We start from the raw sequence: 24,094 nt of genomic DNA, 5'->3' as shown, positions 1-24,094 counted from the left end.
AATGACATGCCGGCACGGTTCCTCACCGCCTGGGCATAAGTTGCCCCTTCGCAAATTAATTCGTAATTCGTAATTTTTAATTTTTAATTAAAATTAATTCTTACTGCCCTTTGCGGTTTTTTAAAGGTTGCGGCTCTGCTCTTTTGCCTCCTTTCACCGGTCACTTAACTGCTAAAGACTGCCTCTAATTTTTTAGCCAGTTTCGCCGGTGAAAAGGGCTTGGTAATATAATCAATATCCTCGGTAATCATGCCCTGTTTACTAATGGCATTATCGTCATAACCGGTCATGTAAAGCAGGCGGATATCCGGTTTTTCTTTTTTTATGGTTTCGGCCAATTTTCTGCCATTCATAACCGGCATTACCAGATCGGTGAGAACCAGGTCAATCTGATTGGCATTTTCTGCAAATACGCTCAGGGCCTGTTCGCCATTGGAGGCCTCCAGAACCCGGTAGCCCAAATTTCTCAGTGTATCACAAATAAGCTCCCGTACCAGATATTCATCTTCAACCACCAGAATCTGTTGGCCCTGACCTTTTAGCTGTGTTTTTTCTCCGGCCTCTTCCTGAGCATACGATTTGGCCTTTAAAGCCGGAAAATAGACCTTAAAGGTCGTTCCTTTACCTACTTCGCTCTGAACTGCAATATGGCCATTATTTTGCTTAATGATCCCGTACACCGTAGCCAGGCCCAGCCCTGTGCCCTTACCTTTTTCTTTTGTGGTAAAGAATGGCTCAAAAATTCTCTGTTGCACTTCTTCAGACATGCCAATTCCTGTATCACTCACGTTGATTAATACGTAATCACCTGGTTGAACATCCGGATAAAAACGATTGTAGTTTTTATCCAAATTGATGAGTTGGGTTTCAATGGTCAATTCTCCGCCCTTTGGCATGGCATCGCGGGCGTTGACAATGAGATTGAGAATAACCTGCTCAAATTGGCTGGGATCAACTTTGATGGGCCATATCTTTTGATCGAGGTTGGTAATCAACTCAATATGTTCCCCGATTAACCGGTTCAACATTTTTGACAATTCCTGGATGGTTTTATTTACATCGATAATTTTGGGTTGCACAACCTGTCTGCGGCTAAAAGTCAACAATTGACGCGTCAGTGACACGGCACGCTCTGTAGCTTTTTTCATCTGTTTAATGTAGCCTTCAACCGCGGTCTCGCCCTGCAATTTATTTCTCAACAGGTCAATATAGCCTTCAATTACCGTGAGTAAATTATTGAAATCATGAGCCACGCCGCCGGCCAGTTGTCCAATGGCCTCCATCTTTTGCGATTGGCGCAGCTGAGCTTCTAACTGCTTCCTTAAGGTAATATCACTGAGAACCGCCACTACCACAACCGGTTGACCTTGATCATCTTTCACTGTAGAGGTGGAAAGAAAAACGGTAATCTCTTTGCCATCTTTTCGCTCCGCCTGCAGCTCTCCATTCCATCCCCCTTTAAGGGAAGCCGGTAAAATATTCAACTGAAATTCATACCCAATGTAAGAAGAAAAAAGAGACTCTATATTTCTTCCTATGACCTCTTCACGTTCGTAGCCAAAAGTATCTAAAAAGGATTCATTGACAAAAATAATATTGCCCTCAAGATCGAACAATCCCAGGCCTTCATTAACCTGCCTCAGGGCGTGGGAGAGCATGTTTCGTTCCACCTCCAGGCGACGTAGTTTGGTGATATTTTTCAAATAACAAACGGCGATGTCGCCATCCAGACCAGAAATTTTCTGGCAACTTAAGGAAACCGGAACGATTCTACTTCCCTTGCCCTTGAGAACCAGTTCAAAGCGCTGTTGTTCGCCCCGGGCTATGTGATTAAAAGACTCGAGGAATTCTGATAAGTTGGGAACTATCAGGATATTCAAAAATGATTTGTTAATGACCTCTTTTTCATCATACCCGCTAACATTAAAAAACGACTGATTGGCATGCAGCACATTCATAGAATCCAGATCGATGAGTAAGGCGCTGTCTGGAACGGTTTCCAATATATCTATGATTGAATTAAATGCATCATCAGCGTTGTTCTCAATTCTCTTCCGAACAGACAATTCCATATTAAAATCCTGAATTTGAAGATTGGCCGTTATTTAACTTTGCTAATCTTGACAGATCTAAGCATGCGTTCTACAATATGATCCACCACCTGTGAATCGAAGTAGTACTGAGAACTAATGCGCTCTTTAATCTGCTCAATTTCCTCCGGGGTTATGGTTTCTGCTTCCTTTACCTGATCTACGTATTGGCTGGCCTGGCTTTTCAACTCCAACAAATGCCGGGCTTCAGACGAAATTTCTGTTTTCACAACCGGGGAGGTAGTGTCCTCTTTAATCGATTTAGTATTGTTCTTTTTCACCCCGTCGGAATGATTGGCCCTGTTCGCTCCAGACAAACCTAAAATATCATTTATGAGGCTCATATCCGACCTCCTCTGTCCTTAAATGTGTTCCTCACTATCGTAGGTCGTGGGCTTTTTACTTTTTTTAAATAAATTTTTAAAGATTTTAAAAAAAATTTTAGGCAGTGGATTTAAGCGGTGCGTTCGTTTTGATTGTTAATCAGAGGTTTTTGAAATTGGGCAGCTGGATTAGTTTCTCAATAATTTTGTCGATGACTTCTTCCTTAAAATAGTGGTTTGTCTTTAATTTGTTCTGGATTTCAGCGATATCATCCTTAGAAAGCGTTTCTTTTTCTTCCACCATTTTTAAATAGCGCTCTGCTTCGGCCCGTAGCTTCATCATTTCCCTGGCCGTTTCCGATATTTTCACCTCATCAGGTTTCGAGCTTTTATCCCCCACTTTGCCCGGGCTGCTCTGATCCGTTTTACTCTTACCCGCATCCTGGGCCCTCGCTTTCTTGTTGATTTTGCCGGTGCCCTCTGAGGAATTATTCAGCGCTTCTAAATTGCCTAATTTGTCTAACATTGATTTACTCCTGAATAATGTCCATTACCCGAGAATATCCATCGGTCATTTTATTGTTTCGCCTTGCCGAAATCAAATCGGCATGTTCTTTGACATATTTGTTCTTCCGTTTCCGCAGAGCATCATAGATCTGATCATCAATTTTAACCAGCTTATGCGCCAATTGCGAAATATTCTGAATCATTTCCCTGCCGTGCTCATCGACATTTTGATCGGATAATTCTGAACGTGCGGCTTCCAGGCGCTGAATCTGGTCAATCCACTGCTGTCGCAAACCAATCATTTTTTGCAACACCGTAATGGGCAGCGAATCCACCTGATCTACAATCTTTTCTGAAAATTGCAAAACGGATTTGAAAGAGTCAAGTTCCTGTGCTAAAATTTCATTCATTTCTGTGGGTATTTTTGTCTCTTGCTGAAACATCAAGCCCTCCCATTGTAAATAATTCCGGCAATCTCCTCCATTTTCTGAATTAAATCGCCCATTTGTTCAGGTGGAATTTGCCTAATGACTTTTCCCGTCTCTTTTTCTGTAACTAATATTTTGGACGTATTATTTTGCGGATCGTAGTAGAAAGCGATTTTGGTACTAAATCGCTGTACAAAACGATTGGCCATCTCGACCAGCTGATTTACGGCAATACTGGATTCATTATGTAATTTATGATTTGCACGGGTACTCCTGGTCTCTTTTTTACCAGATGTCTGATCCCGCTCTTCATCCGCCAGATTTATCACTTTCGATTGGTCGAGGGCAGCCAATTTATTTACCTGTGTACTGGTATTGATCTTTAAGTCTTCCATGGCTTCCTCCAAAACTTTTATTGTCCCCCAAAATTGGTAAAGGTACTAAAAAACATTTGCTGGTTTTGCAACATGTAAATCGTCTGTTGCATCTTGGTAAACTCATCAAAATAGTGTTTTTCTTTTTTGTCCAGAATCTCGTTCATGTAATCAATACGGTCCTGTAAACTCTGGATACGATTATCGATCTGTTTTTTACTATCATCGATGGTTCCGCCGGTTTTAACAAATCGATCGATGTAATCTACCAACCTGGTGGCCACCCCGTCCGAGGTTGTAAACAGATCCGACACAAAAGAAGGATTGGCCTCCACTGCATTGTTGAATTTTTCGGCATCCTTAATCGACAATTTTCCATCACGGTCTGCTTCAATACCGATGCTGTACAAGAGTTTGTAATTAGAATTAGCGACGCTGTCCACCGGTTCCGAAACCATGCTTCTGAGCTCGGCAATCATCCCGGAATAGATTGAATCCTGACTAAGCGGTCCCTTCTCGTAAGTATCGGGATTCATGCGCGCATTTTTCTTTAAAAAATCGATGACCTCATTGTATTTGTCGATAAAATCCTGGACGTCCTTTTTTACAGCTTCTATGTCCGAACTAACCGAAACGGTCACAGGCTGGGTAAATTCATCCAGCAATTTAAAAGTAATGCCCGAATAGGCATCATCTACATTATTGGAATCTCGATAAAGGGTTAAGCCGTCCAACTCGAATATGGAACTCAGTTCGCTGTCGGTCTTCGAAGTTCCAACATTGTAAATGTAGCCGCCGCTGGTACCGGACGACAGGGCATTGTTGTTAACACCCAGGGTATCCAACAAGGAACTGCTGCCAAAGGTCATACGATAGGTGTAACCGGTCTGTTCGCTTTTCAGCACCAGGCGCGAAAGTCCGTCCTGTTCACTGACCACATCAGCGTGAACCACTTCTTCGGTTGTGATGGTTTCATTGGCCACCGCTTCTGCCATGGCATCATTAATGGCCTGGGCAATATTGGCAATCGCTTCGTCGTTTGTGCCGGCCAGCTGATCGGCCGTTACAGTGACCGAAATAGCCACACGATTGCTGGCATCGCTGTCCGTAGGATGTGCCACTTCAATGGTAAAGGTTTGATCAGTCGTAAAGGAATTGAAATCCGTGCCGCTATCTGTGAATTGATTGGAAACGCGCGTATCGGCTTTGGCCAATTGCTGAACCGTTAAGGTATGATTGCCCTTGGACGCCGAATTCTCAACCCGTACGCTAATTTTATCGGTATCACTCGAAGCGGCTTTTTTAGCCTGAAAAGGCAGTAAAACAATGTCGTTCAGATATTCGAGTTTGGTTTTAAGAGTGGAGAGTTTGGAGTCCAGCTCGCTGAAAACCGATTTCTTTTTATACAAATCATTCTTTTGCTGAATCAATTCATCACGGGGCCTCGATTCCAGGGCCATGTATTGATCCACTAAATATTGGATCGAGTTCGTTGAATTGCCAATGGAATACAGGTCCATGATTGCCTCCGCATCGGTTAATTTACATTAAATTAAACGCTTTGACCCACGCGTTTTTTAAATCTGAAAACACTACACGCGCCTCATCAAAGCGCTTATGGTTAATCAGATGCATTAAGTATCGGTAAACATTTAAAAATGTATTAGCTGTTTCTTTGTAATCGAAATTCAACGATTGCACCAAAGCATTGACGGCATTTCTGGCTTTTACGCTGTCCTTTTGCGCACAGGCCGTGATGGCAGAATCGTAAATGTACTTGATCAATTCTTCTTTGCTGGCTGACATTATCTTTTGCACCAGGTATGGATTTTGAGTTGTTCGTTTGGCATGCGCTCTGTAATTGACCATTTTCCCTTCTCCTCTTTCAAATGGTTAAAGGTGGAGAGCAGCACTCCCCACCTACCGGCTAAGTATCACTCACTCCTCAATTAACGGAATAAAGACAGTACTAATTGAGGGGCGGCATTGGCCTGAGTTAAAGAAGAAAGCGATGTCTGTTGCAGAATCTGCAGTTTCATCACTTCCATCTGTTCTTTGGCAAAATCGGCATCCTCAATGGTGCTGCGCACCGACTCTGTGTTGGTAATCGCATTGCTCAGATTCGACTCTTTGGATTGCAAACGCACCTTGTACTCGCCCAGAGTTTTCATGTAGCTGGACAAATTGTCGATGGCGGTAGAAATTGTTCCGATGGCAGTGCTTGCTCCGTTGGCCGTGCTTAAATCAATGGCATTGATGCCCAGCGATGCACTGTCGGCTGCGCTCAAAGAGACGCTCAATTGTTCCGAACCCGTTTCACCAGTCTGGAAGGCGACACTGTAATTTCCATCGATCAGCTTGGAGTCGTTAAAGGTGACATTGTCAACAATATCGTCGATTTCGTTGATCAGTGCAGTGGCCTGCCCGTCAATGGCATCCCGTTGCGTGCTGTTTAAACTTCCGTCAGCTGCTTGCGTGGCTTTTTCCTTCAAAGTTTGAAGAATGTCCATGATGTTGGAATATGCCCCCTCGGCCACATCGAGAATATTCTGGGCATTAGACACGTTGTCGAGAGCTACCTGTAAACCGCGTTTGCGCGCTTCCAGGCCGCGAGCTAACATGTATCCAGCCGGATCCTCAGCCGGTGAATTGATGCGTTTGCCGGTGGCTAAACGCAACTGGTGGTTCGCGATGTTATCGCTGACCTTGGCCAGGATGTTGATGTTTTGCATGGCTGGAATGTTAGCAGCAATGCGTGCTAAATCTGCTCCCATAGTTGAACCTCCTTGGTTTTAATTTGACCTTCGTCCCGGAAATTTTTTTCCGTTTTTTATGACCTCTATTGCTTGTGTCGTTGGTTAACTCTGTTTTTTAAATTTTTTTTTAAAAAAATTTTTTTAGGAGAAAGTCCGCCCTAAAAGAGCATGAATTTACACATCAGCGGGCTTGGAAAGAGCTGAAAAGATTCAGGTAAATGAAACAGAAGACAGATATTTATCTAACTTTCCAAAATTCAAAAACTTAAATTCTTTTGAAAAGCCCTTCCAAATTTATTAAATTTAACATCTTTGAACAAAGGAGGTACTATGTCAGGTCATTCTAAATGGCACTCTATTAAACATAAAAAAGCTAAGGTCGATGCCCAACGCGGACGTATCTTTACCAAACTCATCAAAGAACTCACTGTAGCCGCCCGTTTAGGGGGTGGGGACCCGGAAGCCAACCCCCGATTGCGCGTGGCCATTGCTCAGGCTAAGGCAGCCAACATGCCGGCTAAAAACATCGAAAATGCCATTAAAAAAGGTACCGGTGAATTGCCGGGTGTGGTTTACGAAGATGTAACCTACGAAGGATACGGACCTGGTGGTGTGGCTATTTTTATTGAAGCCGTAACCGATAACAAGAATCGTACGGTTGCCGAAATGCGCCATTTGTTCGGTAAATATGGCGGCAACCTTGGTGAAAACGGGAGTGTGGCCTGGATTTTCGAACGCAAAGGTTTAATTCGAGTACCCATCGATAAGTACCCGGAAGAAGATATGCTGGAAATTGCTCTGGAATGCGGCGCGGAAGACATGCAGGTGGCCGATGGGTTTTACGAAATTTACACCAGCTTTGAAGACTTCCACAAAGTGCGTAATGCTTTTGAGGAAAAGAGCATCGCCATGGAAAGTGCCGAACTGACCATGATTCCGCAGAACACCATTAAAATAGAAGGCAAAACCGCAGAACAGATGCTCAAACTATTGGAAGCGCTTGATGATCATGATGATGTGCAGAATGTTTACGCCAATTTTGAAATGGAAGACGCCGAGATGGAGCGGCTGGTTTCTAACGAATAATGCAAATTAAAATTTTAGGCATCGACCCGGGCTTACAAATCACGGGCTTTGGTTTGATTGAAGTAACGGCAAACGCAAATCCGGAGTTGTTGAAATATGGCCATGTGCGAACAACAGCGTCGCACAGTTTATCCAAAAGAGTGTTTACCGTTTACTCTGAAATCAATTCGCTTTTAAACGAGTTCAAACCGGATGTAATGGCCATGGAGAGCGTTTTTTACGCAAAAAATGTCAAAACCGCCATCACCATGGGCCATGTCAGAGGGGCGGTTATGGTGGCTGCTGAATCCAGAGGCATCCCGGTCTTTGAATACGCACCTCGCGAAATAAAGATGTCGATTGTGGGCAATGGCGCAGCCAGCAAAAATCAGGTTTTGTTTATGGTCAAACAACTACTCAATGTCCAGCAGGAAATTGAACCCATCGATGCCTCGGACGCTCTGGCAGCCGCCCTGTGTCACTGGCATCGAATGCAATTAACATAAAAAAACAGAAGAATGATTGAATACATCAACGGAACATTAATCAGTAATAAATCGACGGAAATCGTGCTGGAAACCAACGGATTTGGTTACAACATTAAAGTGAGTTTGAACACAGCTCAAAAACTCCCCGCTCCGGGTTCTCAGACAACACTCAAAACCTATCTTCATGTTCGTGAGAATGCCGTTCAATTATTTGGTTTTGCAGACGATCAGGAACGGGACCTATTCCTTGGCCTGCTCAGTATTTCGGGGGTGGGGCCTAAACTGGCCTTAACAGTCCTCTCTGGCCTGACAGTAGAACAAATCAAAAAAGCCATTTCGACCCAGGATGTAAAGGTACTTTCGTCCATCTCCGGCATCGGGAAAAAGACCGCACAACGGCTGATTGTAGAGTTAAAAGATAAAATTGACCTGCCTGAAGCCACGGAGGTCGAAGAAGGAGGTTTGGTGCTGAGCGAGCCCAAAGCAGAAGTCGAAAAGGAAGCTATTTTAGCCCTGGTCTCTTTGGGATATTCACGTTCTCAGGCTGCACGGGCGGTTGCCAGAGCACAAAAAGCGCATTTCAGCGACAGGGCAGAAGAAATCATTAAACGCGCATTGCAGGTAATTTAGCACTCATGAGTAAATTCGTACGTCCAGGTTTGTTAGAAGAGGATTTAGAGATCGAAAACAGCCTTCGACCACAAAGCCTGGTCGAATTTATCGGCCAACAAAAGGTCAAGGATAACCTGGCTGTATTTATTGAAGCCGCCAGGCAGCGTGGCGAAGCCCTGGATCATGTACTGCTTTACGGCCCGCCAGGGCTGGGCAAAACGACCCTGGCCATGATTGTCAGTAAAGAGTTGAATGTGGACATTAAAACCACCTCCGGGCCAGTACTGGAACGCGCCGGCGACCTGGCCGGGTTGCTGACCAATCTCAAAGAAAAAGACGTACTTTTTATTGATGAAATCCACCGCGTAAATAATGTGGTCGAAGAGTACCTTTACTCAGCCATGGAAGATTTTAACATCACCATCTTGATTGATAAGGGTCCCAATGCCCGCTCCGTTCAATTAAATCTGGCGCCATTTACGCTGATTGGCGCCACCACACGCGCCGGATTGCTCACATCGCCCATGCGCGCACGATTCGGTGTTGTGCTTCGCCTGGACTATTACTCCGCTGATGATCTCTATTTAATCATCAAACGATCGGCCAGGATATTAAATGTTGAAATCGATGATGAAGGCGCCATGGAAATTGCGCGGCGCTCCCGCGGCACACCACGCATTGCCAATCGACTGCTGCGCAGAACGCGCGATTTTGCCCAGGTTATGGCGGATAACAAAATCACCCGCCAGGTAGCCCAGATGGCTCTGGAACGTCTTGAAGTGGATGAACTGGGATTAGATGAAATGGATAAACGCATCCTGCTAACCATTATTGAAAAATACAATGGAGGCCCGGTTGGGCTAAACACCATTGCCGTAGCCGTGGGAGAAGAAAGCGACACCATCGAGGAAGTTTACGAACCCTTCTTAATCCAGCAGGGATTTTTAAACCGCACGCCACGAGGACGCGTGGTTACGCATCTGGCTTACGAACATTTTAAAATAAAAAACAATAAAAAGGATCAACAAACCTCGCTTTTTTAAGCAGGAAAGGAGTGGTTGAACGATGAAGTTATCGGAGATTAAATACGAGGTTCCTCAGGAGCTCATTGCGCAGTACCCTTTGAAAAAACGGGATGAATCCCGTCTAATGGTGCTGAATCGCAAAAAACAAACATGGGAACACCGTATTTTTAAGGAAATCACGGATTATTTGCAGGAAGGCGATGCGCTGGTGATCAATGAGACCAAGGTCTTTCCGGCGCGTGTAATCGGGCTTAAGGATAAAACCGACGCCCAGGTAGAACTGCTGCTGCTCCGTCAATTGGAAGACACCATGTGGGAAGTACTGGTCAAACCGGCGCGCAAGGTACGCGTTGGCAACCGCATCCAGATCACTAATGATTTTGGATGTGATGTAATCGACAACACCACTTCGGGCGGGCGCGTAGTTCGTTTTGATTACAACGGCAGCGATTTCTTTGAAGTGCTGGGACGCGTAGGCACCTCTCCCCTGCCCCCTTACATTAAAAGGGAAGCTGAAGAGATCGACAAAGAATACTACCAGACGGTTTATGCTAAAAAGATCGGCGCTGTAGCCGCCCCAACGGCGGGGCTGCATTTCACAGAAGAACTGCTGGAAAAAATCCGCGCCAAAGGCGTTAAAATCGTGCCCATCGTACTGCATGTAGGGCTTGGCACTTTCCGACCGATTAAGGTAGAGGATGTAACACGTCACAACATGGATTCGGAATATTACGAAGTGCCGGAAGAAGCGGCCCAGGATATTAATGAAGTCAAACTGAATGGTGGGAAGGTTGTAGCCGTTGGCACAACCACGGTACGCACATTAGAAACCGTGGCCAATGCCGACAATCTGGTCAAAGCCAGTTCCGGCTGGACCGATAAGTTTATTTATCCCCCTTACCAATTTAAAATTGTAGATGCGGTCATTACCAATTTTCACCTGCCGGCTTCAACCCTGGTTTTACTGGTCGCTGCTTTCGCCGGTAAAGATTTTGTAATGAAAGCTTATGAAGAGGCCATTAAAGAGAAATACCGCTTTTACAGCTATGGCGATGCCATGTTAATATTTTAAGGAGCGTACGATTGTCTTGAAAACAGGTATTGGCCTGGCCTATATTAATCAAAGCGGAAATTTGTCATCGACCACGTTTGCTGCTCTGTGTAGCGCCGTGGTCGATGCTTTATTGGGTGCTGCCGGGCTAAATGAGTTGCGTCCGGAATTCAGTCTCCTTTCACCGGTGGATAAAATCAAACAAATCGAATTGAAACTCTACTACCATGGTTTTTCAATCGTCAATCTCGATTGCGCCGTGGAAGGCAACCTGGAATTGAAACCAGGTCTCTTAAAAGATTTTGCCAATCAGATCGCCGATCTGTTATTTATTAGCCCACAAAACTTTTCCATAAAACAGTACTGGACCAATGGCCTGCCCCCTGTCAATCGCATTCAGGTCATTGCCATGATCCAAAAAAGTTCAGAAAGTTAGTATGTTAGAATCTTTGAGCGATTTTTTTAATCAATTAAATCCCTGGCTGGCTTACACCGTGCTCTTTATCAGCGCCTTTGTGGAAAATGTCTTTCCTCCTATTCCCGGCGATACCGTTACGGTCATTGGCGCTTATATGGTGTCCACCGGTAAACTAAATTTCTGGGGCGTTTACGTTTCCACCACTCTGGGCAGCGTGGTGGGCTTTTTTACCATGTTCCTGATCGGCCTGACTCTGGGCACGCGTGTGCTAAAAGCGCGAATGATTCAAAAGTATTTCAGCGTGGACAAAACCGAAAAGGTAAAAAAATGGTTTGCGGAATACGGATATTGGGTCATTGCTGCCAACCGATTTTTAAGCGGGACGCGCAGCGTCATTTCGTTATTTGCCGGATTTTTTGGTTTACGCTGGCTTTACGTTCTGCTTCTTTCACTCTTAAGCGCAGCGGTCTGGAACGGATTGTTGATTTATGGCGGCTATCTGTTGGGAGCCAATTGGACAAAAATTACCTACTGGTTAAAACAGTACAACAAAATTGTTTTGATCCTTAGCCTTTTCGTGATTATTTTTTTCGTCCTTTACAGAGTTGTTCTGAAAAGGAAAAACGTACAATCAACCGAAGGGAAAATAGATGACTGATATTCGCGTACGATTTGCGCCAAGCCCCACCGGCTATGTGCATGTGGGTAGTTTACGAACCGCGCTCTACAACTATCTGTTTGCTCGCCACCATCAGGGCCAGTTTGTTTTAAGAATTGAAGACACGGATCGCTCGCGTTACGTGCCCGGAGCGGTGGAAAATTTGCTAGAAACATTGCGCTGGGCGGGCCTGGATTACGATGAAGGGCCGATAAAAGAAGGTCCGTACGGTCCCTATTTCCAATCGCAGCGCCTGGATATCTACAATGAACACGTCCGTCAACTGCTGGAAAAAGATGCTGCCTATCCCTGCTTTTGCAGCGAGGAACGCTTAACAGCCATGCGCGAAGAACAGGCCAAGAAGAATCTTCCCATCATGTACGATGGCCATTGCCGGGACATTCCACGTCAAGAAGCCCTGGAACGCATGAAAAACGAAACACACGTCATCCGCTTAAAAGTGCCAAAAGAGGGCATGACCATTGTGGATGACCTGATTCGTGGAAAAGTGAGCTTTGAAAACGCAGTGATCGATGATCAGATTTTGATTAAAAGCGATGGTTACCCCACCTATCATCTGGCCAATGTGGTAGACGACCATTTAATGAAAATAAGCCATGTGATTCGCGGCGAAGAGTGGCTGCCCAGCACCCCCAAACACATTCTTTTGTACCAGGCTTTTGACTGGGCGCTTCCCCAATTCGCCCATCTTCCGTTGCTGCTCAACCCGGATCGCACCAAACTGAGTAAACGGCAGGGCGATGTTGCGGTAGAAGATTACCGGGCCAAAGGGTTCCTGCCCCAGGCTTTAATCAATTTTGTCGCCTTGCTGGGCTGGAACAAAGGCGATGATCAGGAAATTTTTACCCTGGAGGAATTGATTGAATTCTTCTCTCTGGAGCGGGTCAATAAAGCCGGCGCTGTTTTTGATCTTAAGAAACTGGAATGGATGAACGGCCATTACATTCGCCACATGGATGAACAGGAATATTTCAAAATAGGTCTGGAATGGTTAAAAAAGTTTAATCTTGATCTGGGAGATGCGGAAAAAAATCGTTTAATGCTAAAGGCCATCCGTCCGGGCTTAAACCGTTTCGATCAATTACCGGACAAAACCGCCGTTTTCTTCAAAGATCAATTGCAATGGGATGCTGAGGCTCTGGAATGGCTTAAGAAAGCCGAAAGCAAAGAGATTCTGAAAAATTTGCTTGCAGCATTAAGCGAAATTGACGAACTTTCCGTTGAATCGTTTAGCGCAATAATCAAAAAGGTGCAGCAAAGCACCGGACAAAAAGGAAAGAATCTATGGATGCCCATTCGGGCCGCCATCACCGGCGAAACCCATGGGCCGGATCTGACCATCGTTCTTTCTGTGATTGGTAAACAAAAAGTAGAACAATTCATTAAACAGGCTCTGGAATTATGAAAATTATTGTGTTAATGGGCGGTGACTCTACAGAACGGGATGTTTCTCTGGCCACCGGCGACAAGGTTGCCAAAGCTCTTGAGGAGAATGGGCATCAGGTCATCAAAATCGATCCCATAGCCACCAAAGAAGAGCAAACCGAGTTAAACCGAACCGACCGGCACTGGATTGGCATCCAATATCCTGAAATCGACACCCTGCCCCTGCACCGCGGGAGCATGTATCTGAAAAATCTGTTGATTGTCAAACGACTCAAACCGGATCTGGTGTTTAATGCCCTGCATGGCGGTAAAGGGGAAAACGGCGTAGTGCAGGGCATGTTGGACGCCGCTGAAATTGCCTACACCGGTTCAGGAAGAGTGGCTTCCATGCTGGCTATGGAAAAAGATATCAGTAAAACCTATTTTAGAAATGCCAATCTGCCCACCCCGCGGGCCATCATTTTAGAACGGCCGGATGCCTCACGCAAAAAATTAAAAAAAATAAAATTCCCACAGGTGGTTAAGCCCAACAATCAAGGTTCGACCATTGGTTTGAAAATTGTTCATGATCATCAGGAATTAGAAGAAGCCATCGACCATGCCTTCCAGCTCAGCCCAAAAGTCATTGTGGAAGAATTCATTGACGGTCGGGAAATTACGGTGGGCATCATTGGCAACCGGACCTTTCCTGTGGTGGAAATTAAACCAAAACACGGAATTTATGATTACGAATGCAAATACACCAAGGGCATGAGCACCTACGAGGTTCCAGCTGAGCTGAATGAAGAGACCACGCGGCTGGTGCAGAAAATCTCTTTAAAGGCCCATACTGTGCTGGGCTGTCAGGGCTACTCGCGGGTAGATTTGCGTCTCTCCAGGCAAAACGAGCCTTTTATTCTGGAAGTCAATACTCTGCCGGGCCTGACCGATACCAGTCTATTGCCCAAAGCCTGCGCTCATGCCGGCATAAATTACAACGCTCTGGTAGAAATGATCGTGGAAGAAGCGATCAAGAAGCCTAAATTGCCATCCATTTGAAAGGTAGCACGGTATGCAAGAATTACACGTTTACAATACACTCACACGCAAAAAAGAGAAATTTGAACCTATTACACCCGGATTTGTGGGCATCTATGTGTGCGGGCCAACGGTGTATGGCCATGCCCATTTAGGTCACGCCAAGAGCTACATCAGTTTTGACGTTATTGTGCGCTATTTTCGCTTTTTGGGCTACCGTGTGCGTTACGTGCAAAACATCACCGATGTGGGACATCTGGTTTCCGATGCCGATGAAGGGGAGGACAAAATTGTGCGCCAGGCACGAATTGAACAATTGGAGCCCATGGAAATTGCCGAACGTTACACGCGCAGCTATTTTGAAGACATGGACCTCTTGAACGTGGAAAGACCGGACATTTCGCCTCGGGCCAGCGGCCACATTCCGGAACAGATCGAACTGGCCCAAACTCTGCTAAAAAAGGGTTACGCCTACGAAGTAAATGGCACCATCTACTTTGATGTGCAAAAATTCAAAGATTATGGCAAACTTTCCGGACGCAAGCTGGATGAACTGATGGCTGCCGTACGCATCGAAAAAAATCCCGAAAAAAAACACCCGGCGGATTTTGCCGTGTGGAAACGCGCCGAACCGGGGCACATCATGCAATGGAACAGTCCCTGGGGCCGGGGCTACCCCGGCTGGCATGCCGAATGTTCGGTAATGTCCACCAAGTACCTGGGCCAGCCCTTTGACATCCACGGCGGTGGGTTGGAAAACGTTTTTCCCCATCATGAATGTGAAATAGCCCAGAGTGAGGCGGCTTATGATAAGCCCTTTGTGCGCTACTGGCTGCACAACAACATGGTTACCGTTAACGGACAGAAAATGGGTAAATCCCTGGGCAATTTCATTACCATCAAAGAGGCAGTTAAAAAGTATGCTCCCCTGGCCATCCGCTATTTTGTACTGAGCAGCCATTATCGTTCCCCACTGGATTTCAGCGATCAGGCGCTGGAATCGGCCCAAAAAGGATTGGGGCGTTTTCATCAAACCTTTGCCCGTTTACTCAAAGCCAAAATCAGCGCTAAAGGTAAGGACAAAGCCTTTGAGAAGACGATTGAAACCTATCGCCAGAAATTCATTCAGGCCATGAATGACGACTTTAATACCCCTAAAGCGCTGGCCGAGCTGTTTGAATTTTTAAAGGCCATAAACGCCTGGCTGGATGCCGGTCAGAATGTGCGAGAAGAAACCCACAAACATGCCGTGCAGGTGATTGAAGACACGGCCGGTAAGGTATTGGGATTATTGCCCAAAGATTATTCCGAGTTTGAAGGTAAAGGTAAAGGCGATGCGGAAGCCATTGTGCGGATTCTGATTGACGTCCGAAATGCTTTGCGCAAGGAAAAGAATTTTGCCCTGGCTGACGAAATTAGAAATCGTCTGCAGCAGATCAATATTGAATTAAAAGACACCCCACAGGGAACGGTGTGGGAATACAAATAGCTCTGCATTTTTGTACAGAACAAAGAAGCGAAAAGTTGATTGGTTGGATGGGATTTAGCCTTTTGCAAAATGCACCTACACATCATTGCGAGCGATGCGCGGAGCCAAGCCGACGTGCAGAGCGGAAAATCTTTGCCAGGTGTAAGGGCGAAGCATTTTCCTGAAAATGGTTCCAATTAGCACACCTACTCTGTGTACGAGTTAAAACTGCTTTTGAACAAAACTTTGCCCAAAATGCTTCGCCCTTTCAAACGCCTCGAGCTGAAGCTCGAGTTACGTGCGCTTACATGTGTTCCAGTGGAGGCAAATTCTCTCCCGCTAAAGCGGGATCAGAATGACATGTCGGCACGTGCCCTCATTTTTTTAGAAACCACTTTCCGTTGTAAAAAAATTCGGGATTCGTAATTTTTAATTAAAACAAAGTGTTTTTTGGCTTCTTTTATGATGAGTTTATTGTTGTGCTTTGCTGCCTGTGCATTTATTCTCCAGCGCCAATAGTTTTTGTACCTGTTTGCCGAGAGAGAACTTCATCAAAATAGGCAATGGTTTTTTTCAGCCCCTCTTCTAATTTGATTTTGGGCTCCCAGTTCAGTTTCTCTCTGGCCAGTCCAATAAAAGGTTTTCTTTGAACCGGATCATCGGCGGGCAAAGGTTTAAACACAATTTTCGATCGGGAATTTGTAAGTTGAATAACCTTCTCAGCCAGCTCCAGAATGGTGAATTCATCGGGATTACCTAAATTGACCGGGCCGGTAAAATTTTCAACATTCATCATTTTTTCAATACCTTCGATCAGATCATCGATGTATTGAAAAGCGCGCGTCTGATTGCCGCGTCCAAAAACCGTAATATCCTGATTGGTCAGGGCCTGTACAATAAAATTACTGACCACCCGACCATCATTGAGCGCCATCCTGGGGCCATAGGTATTGAAAATGCGCACGATCTTAATATCCACATTGTTTTGCCTGTGGTAATCCATCATCAGTGTTTCGGCCACGCGCTTCCCTTCGTCGTAGCAACTGCGCAACCCGATGGGATTGACGTTTCCCCAATAGTCTTCTTTTTGCGGATGTACCCTGGGATCGCCGTAGACTTCAGAGGTACTGGCCAGCATCACGCGCGCCCGCACGCGCTTGGCCAGGCCCAGCATATTGATGGTGCCCATCACATTCGTTTTAATGGTTTTCACGGGATTGTATTGATAATGAATGGGAGAAGCTGGACAGGCAAAGTGATAGATTCGGTCCACTTCCAGCAAAATAGGCTGGGTAATATCATGACGAATCAATTCAAAGTGTTTATTGTCCATCAAATGCCAGATATTCTCTTTTGTGCCGGTAAAAAAATTATCCAGACAAAGTACATCGTGTCCCTTATTAAGCAATGTTTCACTCAAATGAGAGCCAATAAAACCAGCCCCACCGGTTACTAGCACACGCATATATTCTCCTCTCTGTTTAATATGACCTCTGCATCATTTACGTACGGGCCTCTCAACAAAACCTTCCAACTCTTATTTTTCTCGCCCTAAGCCTGGCCGATACCTCAAAATGACAGTAAATTTTACATTTTGCCGAACACTGCAATAATTACTTTTAAATCGGTACTTCAATCGCTGGACAAGATCGGCAAGGCATTTATCGGAGCGCCATCTTCCTTCAAACCTTATGTTCTATTTCCCCATGTTCCATCTTCTTAATTCAATATGGGGAAAAACGACCTCTGGCATCTGATCTTCCGGGACGAAGGCCAAAGGTCGGTGGTCAGCCGACCGGAATGCCAGAGGTCGATTTAAAATTTAAACTTTAACTTTACGCAGCGCCTGAGACAGATCCTGGATCAAATCGCGCGCGTCTTCGATGCCCACAGACAGGCGCACCAAACTTTCTGTGATCCCGCATTGGGCTAATTCTTCTTCCGAATAGGTGGAATGGGTCATGGAAGCAGGGTGTTCGATGAGCGAATCCACATCGCCAAGACTTACAGCCAGGGTAATCAGCTTAACAGCATTCATCAACTGCTCTCCGGCCCGTCGGCCTCCTTTAATCTCAAAACTCACCATGCCTCCGAAACCCGACATCTGTTTTTTAGCCAGTTCATGCTGAGGATGGGTGGTTAGCCCGGGATACCAGACCCGTTTAATTTTGGGATGAAACTGCAAAAACTTAGCCACCTTGGTTGCATTTTGCTGGTGCTTCTCCATTCTAACGGCCAGTGTTTTCAAACCGCGGACCAGCAGCCAGGCATTTAATGGACTGATCACGGCTCCCAGGTCACGCAAATATTTGGCGCGTAATTCGTCAATAAAATCCTTTTTACCGACCACCACACCAGCGACCGTATCTCCATGGCCTCCAATGTATTTTGTAGCCGAATGGATGACCACATCGGCCCCCAATTCCAGTGGGCGTTGAAAATAGGGAGTAGAAAATGTATTGTCCACCACCAGAGGGATATGGTAATCCTGGGCAATTTTGGCACAGGCTTTAAGATCAGTAATAGTCAAAGTTGGATTGGCCGGCGTTTCTATGTACAAAAGTCTGGTTTTGTCATCAATGGCGTTAATGATATTTTCCAGGTTGGTGGAATCCACTTCTCTGGCTTCGATCTGAAAGCGGGGCAACGTTTCTTTAAAAAGATTGTGTGTGCCCCCGTACAGGGTGTTGGTGGAAACAAAATTGTCACCGGCCTGACAGAAGGCAAAGATCACAGAGGAAATGGCGCCCATGCCAGAAGCAAAGGCCAGAGCGGCTTCGCCCCCTTCCAAAAAAGCCATTTCTCTTTCAAAAGCCGCTTGAGTCGGATTACCAAGACGCGTGTAAACATAGCCCTCTTTTTCACCGGAAAATAACTGTGCACCATGTTTGGCGCTCTTAAATTTAAACGTCGAACTCTGGTAGATAGGCACGCTAATGGCACCTGTGGCAGGATCGGCTCCGCCGGAGCCATGAACACAAAGAGTGGCAAAAGAATACTTTTTTAAATCCGCGTTTTCCATACTTTTCTCCGAATTAATGTGCAGTTATCTACATAAATAATATAGAAGGAGATACATTTAAAATCAATTTTTTCAGGTCACTAGAAATAGACCTATTGACCAGGTTCAGGCTTCTTTTTGTCTGTATTAAGAGCTCGGTTTTTAAGCGCCTTCCGCCTAAAATTGTTCCCTCTCTATTTTGGCCTTCTTTATGACGGTTCCGGACACTTTGTGGATGTTTCGCTACTGCAAGCGGGTAATCTTAATGAATTACCAGATGCAAAGCGCGCAATTTCTTTATTAACATTGCTCGGCACTTGCCTGTTTTTCCAAAAATAATTAAATTCAATCTGAGAACGGTTAAACAAATGGAGGTCAAATGGGAAAAGGCGATCGCAGAACACGGCGTGGTAAAATTTTCAGAGGCTCTTACGGCAAAACACGTCCACGCAGAAGAAAAAAGAAAACAGAGCAGAAAGCCTGAACAGATTAAGTCGCCCTGGCCGGCGGCTTTTTTATTACAGGTTCTTGATCAACTTAACCTGTTTAATACGGCGCTGACTGGCTTCCACGACCACCACTCTGAAATCATCAAAAACAGCTTGCTCATCTTTTTGAGGAATGTGCCCTAATCTGTCAAGCACCAGGCCGGCAACTGTCTCGTAATCGCCTAAAGGAAATTCAAGATTCGTGATCTCATTTAGCTCGTCCAGGGGAAAATTCCCATCCATCAGCCAGGTGTGATCATTCAATCTCTTGATTTTCGGCAATTCCTCAGTGGCTTCCGGGAAATCGCCAAACATCGTGTCAATCAGATCATCCATGGTTACCAGACCAGCCGTTCCCCCATGTTCGTCAACCACCAGGGCAACCGATGTGTTGCGGGCTTTAAATTCCTGCATCAAACGCGCGCAGCTCAAATTTTCTGGAACGATTTCCAGAGGCGATAAAATATCGTTCACGTCTTTCGCTCCGTTAAACAATTCCCAGAGAAAAACAATACCCACTACGTTGTCTAAATTTCCTTCATAGATGGGAATATGCATGACATTATGTTTAATGAACAGATCTTTCAATTCTTCCACAGAAAGATTGACAGGCGCAACCACCATCTCGGTTCGCGGGGTCATGGCTTCTTTTACTTTAATATTTTGAAAATGCAGAATATTGTCGATGTAATTCAATTCCGGTTTTTTTTCCGGTCCCCCACCATAGCCCTCTTTAATCAACAACTGCAACTCGTCTTTAGAATAAAAATCGCGTGTGGTTTCATGTTTAATTTGAAACACATTGAGAAATAAATCGACTAAAAAATTCAAAAAACTGATGACCGGTCTAAACAAAAGAAAAAACAAAAAGATGAGAAAGATAATCGGTCGGATCAGCTGATTCACCAGACTGCGGAACAGACTTTTAGGAATGATTTCACCGAAGATAAGAACCAGGGCAGTAATTAACAACCAGGAGCTCCCTTCGTCCAGATATTGAATCAATAACACGGTTGCAAAGGTGGTAGTCAATATGTTAGCGATGTTGTTACCGAACAGAATGGTAGAAAAGAAATCTTCCGGATGGCCCTGAAAATAGACCAGGGGTTTAATCAAACTGATTCTTTGTTTTTTCCAGATTTCCAGGCGTAACTTGTTAAACACCGTAAAAGCAGCCTCGGCTCCGGCAAACAAGAATGAAAGCAGCAAGCCCAAAATGGCCAGGATTAAATTCATCAACACATACGCAACATTAAATTCAACTTGCAGAAATTACCAAATTAATCCACTATTTTTCAATTTTAATATGATCCGTTTTTAATGGTTTAATTGAAGGAGGAGATCGATCTTTTGTAGAATGGTACTTTGATCAAACGGTTTTGAGACCATCTGAATATTTGTTGAGGCATTGATTTCATCCTGGAATTTTTCTTCTTCATAAGCCGAGATGATCAGGATAGGCATATTGGGGAATTTTTCTCGTATTTTCTGGATGAGCTTCTTACCGTCCATTCCTGGCATTTGAATATCGGTCAGAATCAGGTCAAAGGGTTCTTCCTCGATTTTGTGCAGGGCCATGCGGCCACTGATGACGCCAACCACTTCCACCTCTTTGTCGCGCAGGTACAATTGCAAAATACGATGCATGTGTTTATCATCGTCGATCATTAGAATTCTTTTTTTCTGCCTCATGTTCACCAATTCTTACTACAGTACATAGTGATTCAGAAATTCATTTAACATTAAATAGAATCTGGCCAGCGGAAAACCGACCACATTGTAGTAACAACCCTCAATTTTTTCTACCAGCAAAGCGCCCTGGCCCTGTATTCCGTAAGCCCCGGCCTTGTCAAACGGTTCGCCGGTATTGATATAGGCCAGAATCTCATCTTCGCTTAAACTACGAAAAGTTACATTCGTACAAACGGCGTCTAACTTTAATCCTTCGTACCTTTGCAGGAAGAGCCCCACCCCGGTGTACACCTGATGCGTTTTTCCACTCAGTAACTGCAACATCCTGAAAGCATCCTCTTCGTCTTGCGGTTTACCGAGAACCTGGCTATCCAGGGCCACAATGGTATCGGCGCTGATCACCAGAGCCTCCGGATGGCGCCTGGCAATTTCCTGGCCCTTGTTTTTAGCATTGTGCTTGACCAGAGTCTCCAGCCCCATCCCATGCGTCTGTTCTTCCGAAAATTCTGGAGGGATTACTTTAAAATTCAGGCCAATTTGTTTTAACAGTTCAAATCGTCTGGGCGAAGCCGAGGCTAAAATAATATCCAGACGATCCAGACACTCCAACAATGAAAACAACATCTTAACTTCCCAAATAGATGGCTAATAATCCAACAAACATGTCCAGCTTCAAAAGATGGCTCAATTTACCCAGAGTTATTGAATCGTTTTTGATCCAGAGAAAGGCGCTGACAAAAATCAGAACCGTATTTACGCCCAGGCAAACGACCCATAAATAGGTAGCATCGTAAACTTTTAGAATATAAGGTAAAAACGTAAGCACAATCAACAATAGAAAAATAAAATTAATCAGAACAATGGCTGGTTTCAGTCCAAAGCGGGCCGGGAAGGTGATGCTTTGATTTTGAACGTCGCCCTCCAGGTCCTGCATATCTTTAATGATTTCCCGTCCTAAATGAAACAAAAAGGCAAAAAGAGCTGGAATCAATCCGGCTTGCCACGATCCGACAGACATGGCCCCGTACACAAAAGCCGCAGCCCCGGCCAGGCTGACGGATAAATTGCCCCACAGAACGGTGCGTTTAAAGTACATGCTGTAAATCACCAGTAAAAGACCGATGAAAGCAGCCATTAAGAACATGTTCAGACCGCAGAAAGCGGCAAAGACCAGGGCCAGAAGGTCGCTGATTGCAAAATAAACCCAGGCCTCCCTGACCGTCATGCGTCCGGAAGGCAAAGGACGTTGAGGCTTATTGATGCGATCGATTTCTACGTCGAAAACATCGTTGATGATATTGGCCCCGGCAGTCATTAATCCAGCGACCATCATGGCCAGCCATAACCTGTAAGTGGCATGAAATTGCGGTGAAATAAAGGCCGCCACCCAGATGGTCAACATGGCAATAAAAACATTTAAAGGACGACTGATTTGCCAGTAGTCTTTAATCTGGCGTTTGAGTTTCATGGTTCTGATTGCCTTTGCCTGACTTTGTTTAATTTAACAGCACAACACCAGATATTATCGTAATTCCGAATTTAAGTCAAGGGCTAAAACTAAAGAAGGTATTACACGCGGACAAAAAAGATACGCTCGCTGCTGGCTGCTCCTACGGCCATGTAGGGTGTATTGTAAGCATAGCCTATCTCACCCTGTTTATCAATTAAAATAAGGCCGCCTTCACCATCCGTCTGTTCTTTTAAACTGGCAATCGCCTGTTCAGCGGCTTGTTTGGAGTTCAGTCCCTGCTCTAAAAGGCGAACGGCCAAAGCAGACAGGCCGATGGTTAAGATGCCCTCACCCCAGCCGGTAGCCGATGCGCCGCCCCAGCGGTCGTCTGCGTAAAATCCTGCTCCAACAATGGGCGAATCGCCCACGCGGCCAGGTAGTTTGAACGGCGTTCCGCCGGTAGAGGTGCCGGCCACGATCTGCCCCTTAGAATTGATGGCCACCACGCCCACCGTGTCGGAACGGCCCCCTTTTTCAAAAAACGTTTTAATGCGCACCCGTCTCTTCTTTTTCATCTTTAAATAGCGCTCTTTTTCGCGGCCTACCAGCAGTTCAACGGTTTTAACCGGAGCCAACCCCTGTTGATGCGCAAAGGCAGTGGCGCCCTGGCCCACCAACAAAATGTGCTGTGTTTTCCTGCGAACCAGTTCCGCGGCCTCAATGGGATGAGCGATATTTTGAATGGCGGCCACCGCGCCACTTGACCGATCCTGGCCAACCATCAGTCCGGCATCCATCTCTACCTGGCCGGCGGCATTCAAAAAGGAACCTCTGCCGGCATCAAAAACAGGAACGTCTTCCAAAAATTTGATGACTTTTAGAACCGTCTTTAGCGCATTATCCTCCGTCTTTAGAATGTGTTGCCCAATGCGCAGGGCCTGTTCAATGCCCTCCAGGTGTTCCTGGTGCATTTGCTCAGGAATATCCCAGGCGCCGCCATGAACCATTAACCTGGCTTCCATGAAACGTTTCAATCTCCTTCTCCGGTCAGATAATTTTTCAATTCCAGAAACTTCATCTTTTGGGGCATCGTAAACTGATCATTCTGCAGCGCATTTTTTAGAAGCAATAGCGCCTGCCCCCTGCTCTGTGCTACAAAATAGAGGGTATCTTGTCCAGGAATCATCCGTCGCTTCAGTAGTTTCTGGTTCACCAGAAATTGCAAATCCTGTTTTAAAACATTTAAGGTACGACTGCGGCTAATCTCCTTGATGGCATAGAGCTGTTCAGCGCTTTGCGGAGACCTTTCCCATAATGCCTTGAGAATAGGCCAATATTTGCGGTCAATTAAATAATCCTGTGGCTTGATGGCAATCTTTTTGTTAATCTCCATTTGTTGCAAGGCCAATCGGGCGGCGATCAGAGCCAGCGGGAAAAGCGGCAACACTTCTCCTGGCCCGGGACGATTCATAATGCGCGCCATCTTGTTTCGCACCCACAGGGGCGTGTAATACGAACTTTCCCGATAATCCCACAGCATTTTATTTTCAGGCATGACATGCTTTAAATCGTAAAATTGACCGGGAACTTTTAAAACGTGATCTGGACGTTTGAACTGCAAATGCAGAGAATCGCCCGACAGGCGCAAAGGAGCCAGCTGGAGCCAATGGGGCCTGATACCCAGAATGTCTGTTTTGCTGGAATCCTGCGCCAGAGCAGACGAAAAAAGAAGCGCAGCCAGAAAAACGGCAGTCCGGATTCGATTGGCCTTCATGA

At 45.4% G+C, this 24,094-nt stretch carries 27 protein-coding genes; 11 read left to right on the top strand and 16 right to left on the bottom strand.

The genetic code is table 11. The features are described 5' to 3' along the window. Positions 1–164: 164 nt before the first annotated feature. The 8 genes from ACWB0I_RS17930 to ACWB0I_RS17895 form a co-directional block, all read right to left on the bottom strand. Positions 165–2,072, bottom strand: a complete 1,908-nt coding sequence (locus tag ACWB0I_RS17930) for a hybrid sensor histidine kinase/response regulator (RefSeq protein ID WP_479389460.1) — start codon at positions 2,070–2,072, stop codon at positions 165–167. A gap of 29 nt (positions 2,073–2,101) precedes the next feature. Continuing rightward, positions 2,102–2,434, bottom strand: a complete 333-nt coding sequence (locus ACWB0I_RS17925; RefSeq protein ID WP_479389459.1) for a hypothetical protein — start codon at positions 2,432–2,434, stop codon at positions 2,102–2,104. A gap of 139 nt (positions 2,435–2,573) precedes the next feature. Then, positions 2,574–2,939: a hypothetical protein gene (locus ACWB0I_RS17920; RefSeq protein ID WP_479389458.1), complete on the bottom strand. Its 366-nt coding sequence runs from the start codon at positions 2,937–2,939 to the stop codon at positions 2,574–2,576. Between the two features lie 4 nt (positions 2,940–2,943). Further along, the gene (locus tag ACWB0I_RS17915) at positions 2,944–3,363 is read right to left on the bottom strand and encodes a hypothetical protein (protein ID WP_479389457.1); all 420 of its coding nucleotides are present in this window, start codon (positions 3,361–3,363) and stop codon (positions 2,944–2,946) included. Beyond that, the gene (locus tag ACWB0I_RS17910; protein WP_479389456.1) at positions 3,363–3,743 is read right to left on the bottom strand and encodes a flagellar protein FlaG; all 381 of its coding nucleotides are present in this window, start codon (positions 3,741–3,743) and stop codon (positions 3,363–3,365) included. Before ACWB0I_RS17910 ends, ACWB0I_RS17915 begins: the two co-directional genes overlap by 1 nt. A gap of 17 nt (positions 3,744–3,760) precedes the next feature. After that, positions 3,761–5,242: a flagellar filament capping protein FliD gene (fliD, locus tag ACWB0I_RS17905; RefSeq protein WP_479389455.1), complete on the bottom strand. Its 1,482-nt coding sequence runs from the start codon at positions 5,240–5,242 to the stop codon at positions 3,761–3,763. Positions 5,243–5,264: 22 nt separating this feature from the next. Continuing rightward, the gene (gene fliS, locus ACWB0I_RS17900; RefSeq protein WP_479389454.1) at positions 5,265–5,591 is read right to left on the bottom strand and encodes a flagellar export chaperone FliS; all 327 of its coding nucleotides are present in this window, start codon (positions 5,589–5,591) and stop codon (positions 5,265–5,267) included. 80 nt (positions 5,592–5,671) lie between these two features. Next, positions 5,672–6,496, bottom strand: coding sequence for a flagellin (locus ACWB0I_RS17895; protein ID WP_479389453.1), 825 nt, complete (start codon positions 6,494–6,496; stop codon positions 5,672–5,674). Positions 6,497–6,808: 312 nt separating this feature from the next. On the opposite strand from ACWB0I_RS17895, the gene ACWB0I_RS17890 reads away from it, so the two are divergent. From ACWB0I_RS17890 to cysS, 10 genes are read left to right on the top strand one after another with little or no spacing between them, the layout of a single operon-like run. Next, positions 6,809–7,564 carry a YebC/PmpR family DNA-binding transcriptional regulator gene (locus tag ACWB0I_RS17890; RefSeq protein ID WP_479389452.1) on the top strand — a complete coding sequence of 252 codons (756 nt, stop codon included), beginning with the start codon at positions 6,809–6,811 and terminating at the stop codon, positions 7,562–7,564. Further along, entirely contained in the window at positions 7,564–8,049 is a 486-nt protein-coding gene (gene ruvC, locus ACWB0I_RS17885) for a crossover junction endodeoxyribonuclease RuvC (protein ID WP_479389451.1), read from the top strand. The genes ACWB0I_RS17890 and ruvC overlap by 1 nt, the downstream gene beginning before the upstream one ends. Before the next feature lie 12 nt (positions 8,050–8,061). Further along, positions 8,062–8,661: a Holliday junction branch migration protein RuvA gene (gene ruvA / locus ACWB0I_RS17880; protein WP_479389450.1), complete on the top strand. Its 600-nt coding sequence runs from the start codon at positions 8,062–8,064 to the stop codon at positions 8,659–8,661. Between the two features lie 5 nt (positions 8,662–8,666). Further along, positions 8,667–9,686 (top strand): Holliday junction branch migration DNA helicase RuvB, encoded by a 1,020-nt coding sequence (gene ruvB, locus ACWB0I_RS17875; RefSeq protein WP_479389449.1) that lies wholly within the window; start codon positions 8,667–8,669, stop codon positions 9,684–9,686. 22 nt (positions 9,687–9,708) lie between these two features. After that, positions 9,709–10,740: a tRNA preQ1(34) S-adenosylmethionine ribosyltransferase-isomerase QueA gene (gene queA, locus ACWB0I_RS17870; protein ID WP_479389448.1), complete on the top strand. Its 1,032-nt coding sequence runs from the start codon at positions 9,709–9,711 to the stop codon at positions 10,738–10,740. A gap of 16 nt (positions 10,741–10,756) precedes the next feature. Next, the gene (locus ACWB0I_RS17865; RefSeq protein WP_479389447.1) at positions 10,757–11,155 is read left to right on the top strand and encodes a hypothetical protein; all 399 of its coding nucleotides are present in this window, start codon (positions 10,757–10,759) and stop codon (positions 11,153–11,155) included. A 1-nt stretch (position 11,156) separates the two neighbouring features. Beyond that, a complete protein-coding gene (locus ACWB0I_RS17860; RefSeq protein WP_479389446.1) occupies positions 11,157–11,795 on the top strand; it encodes a DedA family protein in 639 nt (212 codons plus the stop codon). Then, entirely contained in the window at positions 11,788–13,221 is a 1,434-nt protein-coding gene (gene gltX, locus ACWB0I_RS17855; RefSeq protein WP_479389445.1) for a glutamate--tRNA ligase, read from the top strand. Before ACWB0I_RS17860 ends, gltX begins: the two co-directional genes overlap by 8 nt. Further along, entirely contained in the window at positions 13,218–14,240 is a 1,023-nt protein-coding gene (locus ACWB0I_RS17850) for a D-alanine--D-alanine ligase (protein ID WP_479389444.1), read from the top strand. The genes gltX and ACWB0I_RS17850 overlap by 4 nt, the downstream gene beginning before the upstream one ends. A gap of 13 nt (positions 14,241–14,253) precedes the next feature. Beyond that, the gene (gene cysS / locus ACWB0I_RS17845) at positions 14,254–15,708 is read left to right on the top strand and encodes a cysteine--tRNA ligase (RefSeq protein WP_479389443.1); all 1,455 of its coding nucleotides are present in this window, start codon (positions 14,254–14,256) and stop codon (positions 15,706–15,708) included. Between the two features lie 478 nt (positions 15,709–16,186). Here the strand turns inward: cysS and ACWB0I_RS17840 are convergent, their stop codons facing one another. Next, positions 16,187–17,152, bottom strand: coding sequence for a UDP-glucuronic acid decarboxylase family protein (locus ACWB0I_RS17840; protein WP_479389442.1), 966 nt, complete (start codon positions 17,150–17,152; stop codon positions 16,187–16,189). Positions 17,153–17,509: 357 nt separating this feature from the next. Then, on the bottom strand, positions 17,510–18,709 hold the full coding sequence (locus tag ACWB0I_RS17835) for a trans-sulfuration enzyme family protein (protein WP_479389441.1): 1,200 nt from the start codon (positions 18,707–18,709) through the stop codon (positions 17,510–17,512). A gap of 358 nt (positions 18,710–19,067) precedes the next feature. Between ACWB0I_RS17835 and ACWB0I_RS17830 the strand changes: the two genes are divergently transcribed. Next, complete coding sequence (locus ACWB0I_RS17830) at positions 19,068–19,172, top strand: 30S ribosomal protein THX (RefSeq protein ID WP_479389440.1); 105 nt, start codon at positions 19,068–19,070, stop codon at positions 19,170–19,172. Positions 19,173–19,206: 34 nt separating this feature from the next. Here the strand turns inward: ACWB0I_RS17830 and ACWB0I_RS17825 are convergent, their stop codons facing one another. The 6 genes from ACWB0I_RS17825 to ACWB0I_RS17800 form a co-directional block, all read right to left on the bottom strand. Beyond that, positions 19,207–20,412, bottom strand: coding sequence for a hemolysin family protein (locus ACWB0I_RS17825; RefSeq protein ID WP_479389462.1), 1,206 nt, complete (start codon positions 20,410–20,412; stop codon positions 19,207–19,209). 81 nt (positions 20,413–20,493) lie between these two features. After that, on the bottom strand, positions 20,494–20,868 hold the full coding sequence (locus tag ACWB0I_RS17820; protein ID WP_479389439.1) for a response regulator: 375 nt from the start codon (positions 20,866–20,868) through the stop codon (positions 20,494–20,496). Positions 20,869–20,883: 15 nt separating this feature from the next. Further along, positions 20,884–21,492, bottom strand: a complete 609-nt coding sequence (locus ACWB0I_RS17815) for a Maf family protein (protein WP_479389438.1) — start codon at positions 21,490–21,492, stop codon at positions 20,884–20,886. 1 nt (position 21,493) lies between these two features. Next, positions 21,494–22,336, bottom strand: a complete 843-nt coding sequence (locus ACWB0I_RS17810) for a geranylgeranylglycerol-phosphate geranylgeranyltransferase (RefSeq protein ID WP_479389437.1) — start codon at positions 22,334–22,336, stop codon at positions 21,494–21,496. Between the two features lie 101 nt (positions 22,337–22,437). Beyond that, complete coding sequence (locus tag ACWB0I_RS17805) at positions 22,438–23,352, bottom strand: isoaspartyl peptidase/L-asparaginase (RefSeq protein ID WP_479389436.1); 915 nt, start codon at positions 23,350–23,352, stop codon at positions 22,438–22,440. Then, positions 23,349–24,092, bottom strand: a complete 744-nt coding sequence (locus ACWB0I_RS17800) for a hypothetical protein (RefSeq protein ID WP_479389435.1) — start codon at positions 24,090–24,092, stop codon at positions 23,349–23,351. The genes ACWB0I_RS17805 and ACWB0I_RS17800 overlap by 4 nt, the downstream gene beginning before the upstream one ends. Between the last annotated feature and the right edge of the window lie 2 nt (positions 24,093–24,094).

It is taken from the genome of Caldithrix sp. (assembly GCF_056497305.1).
This window is presented reverse-complemented; position numbering and strand designations above follow the sequence as displayed.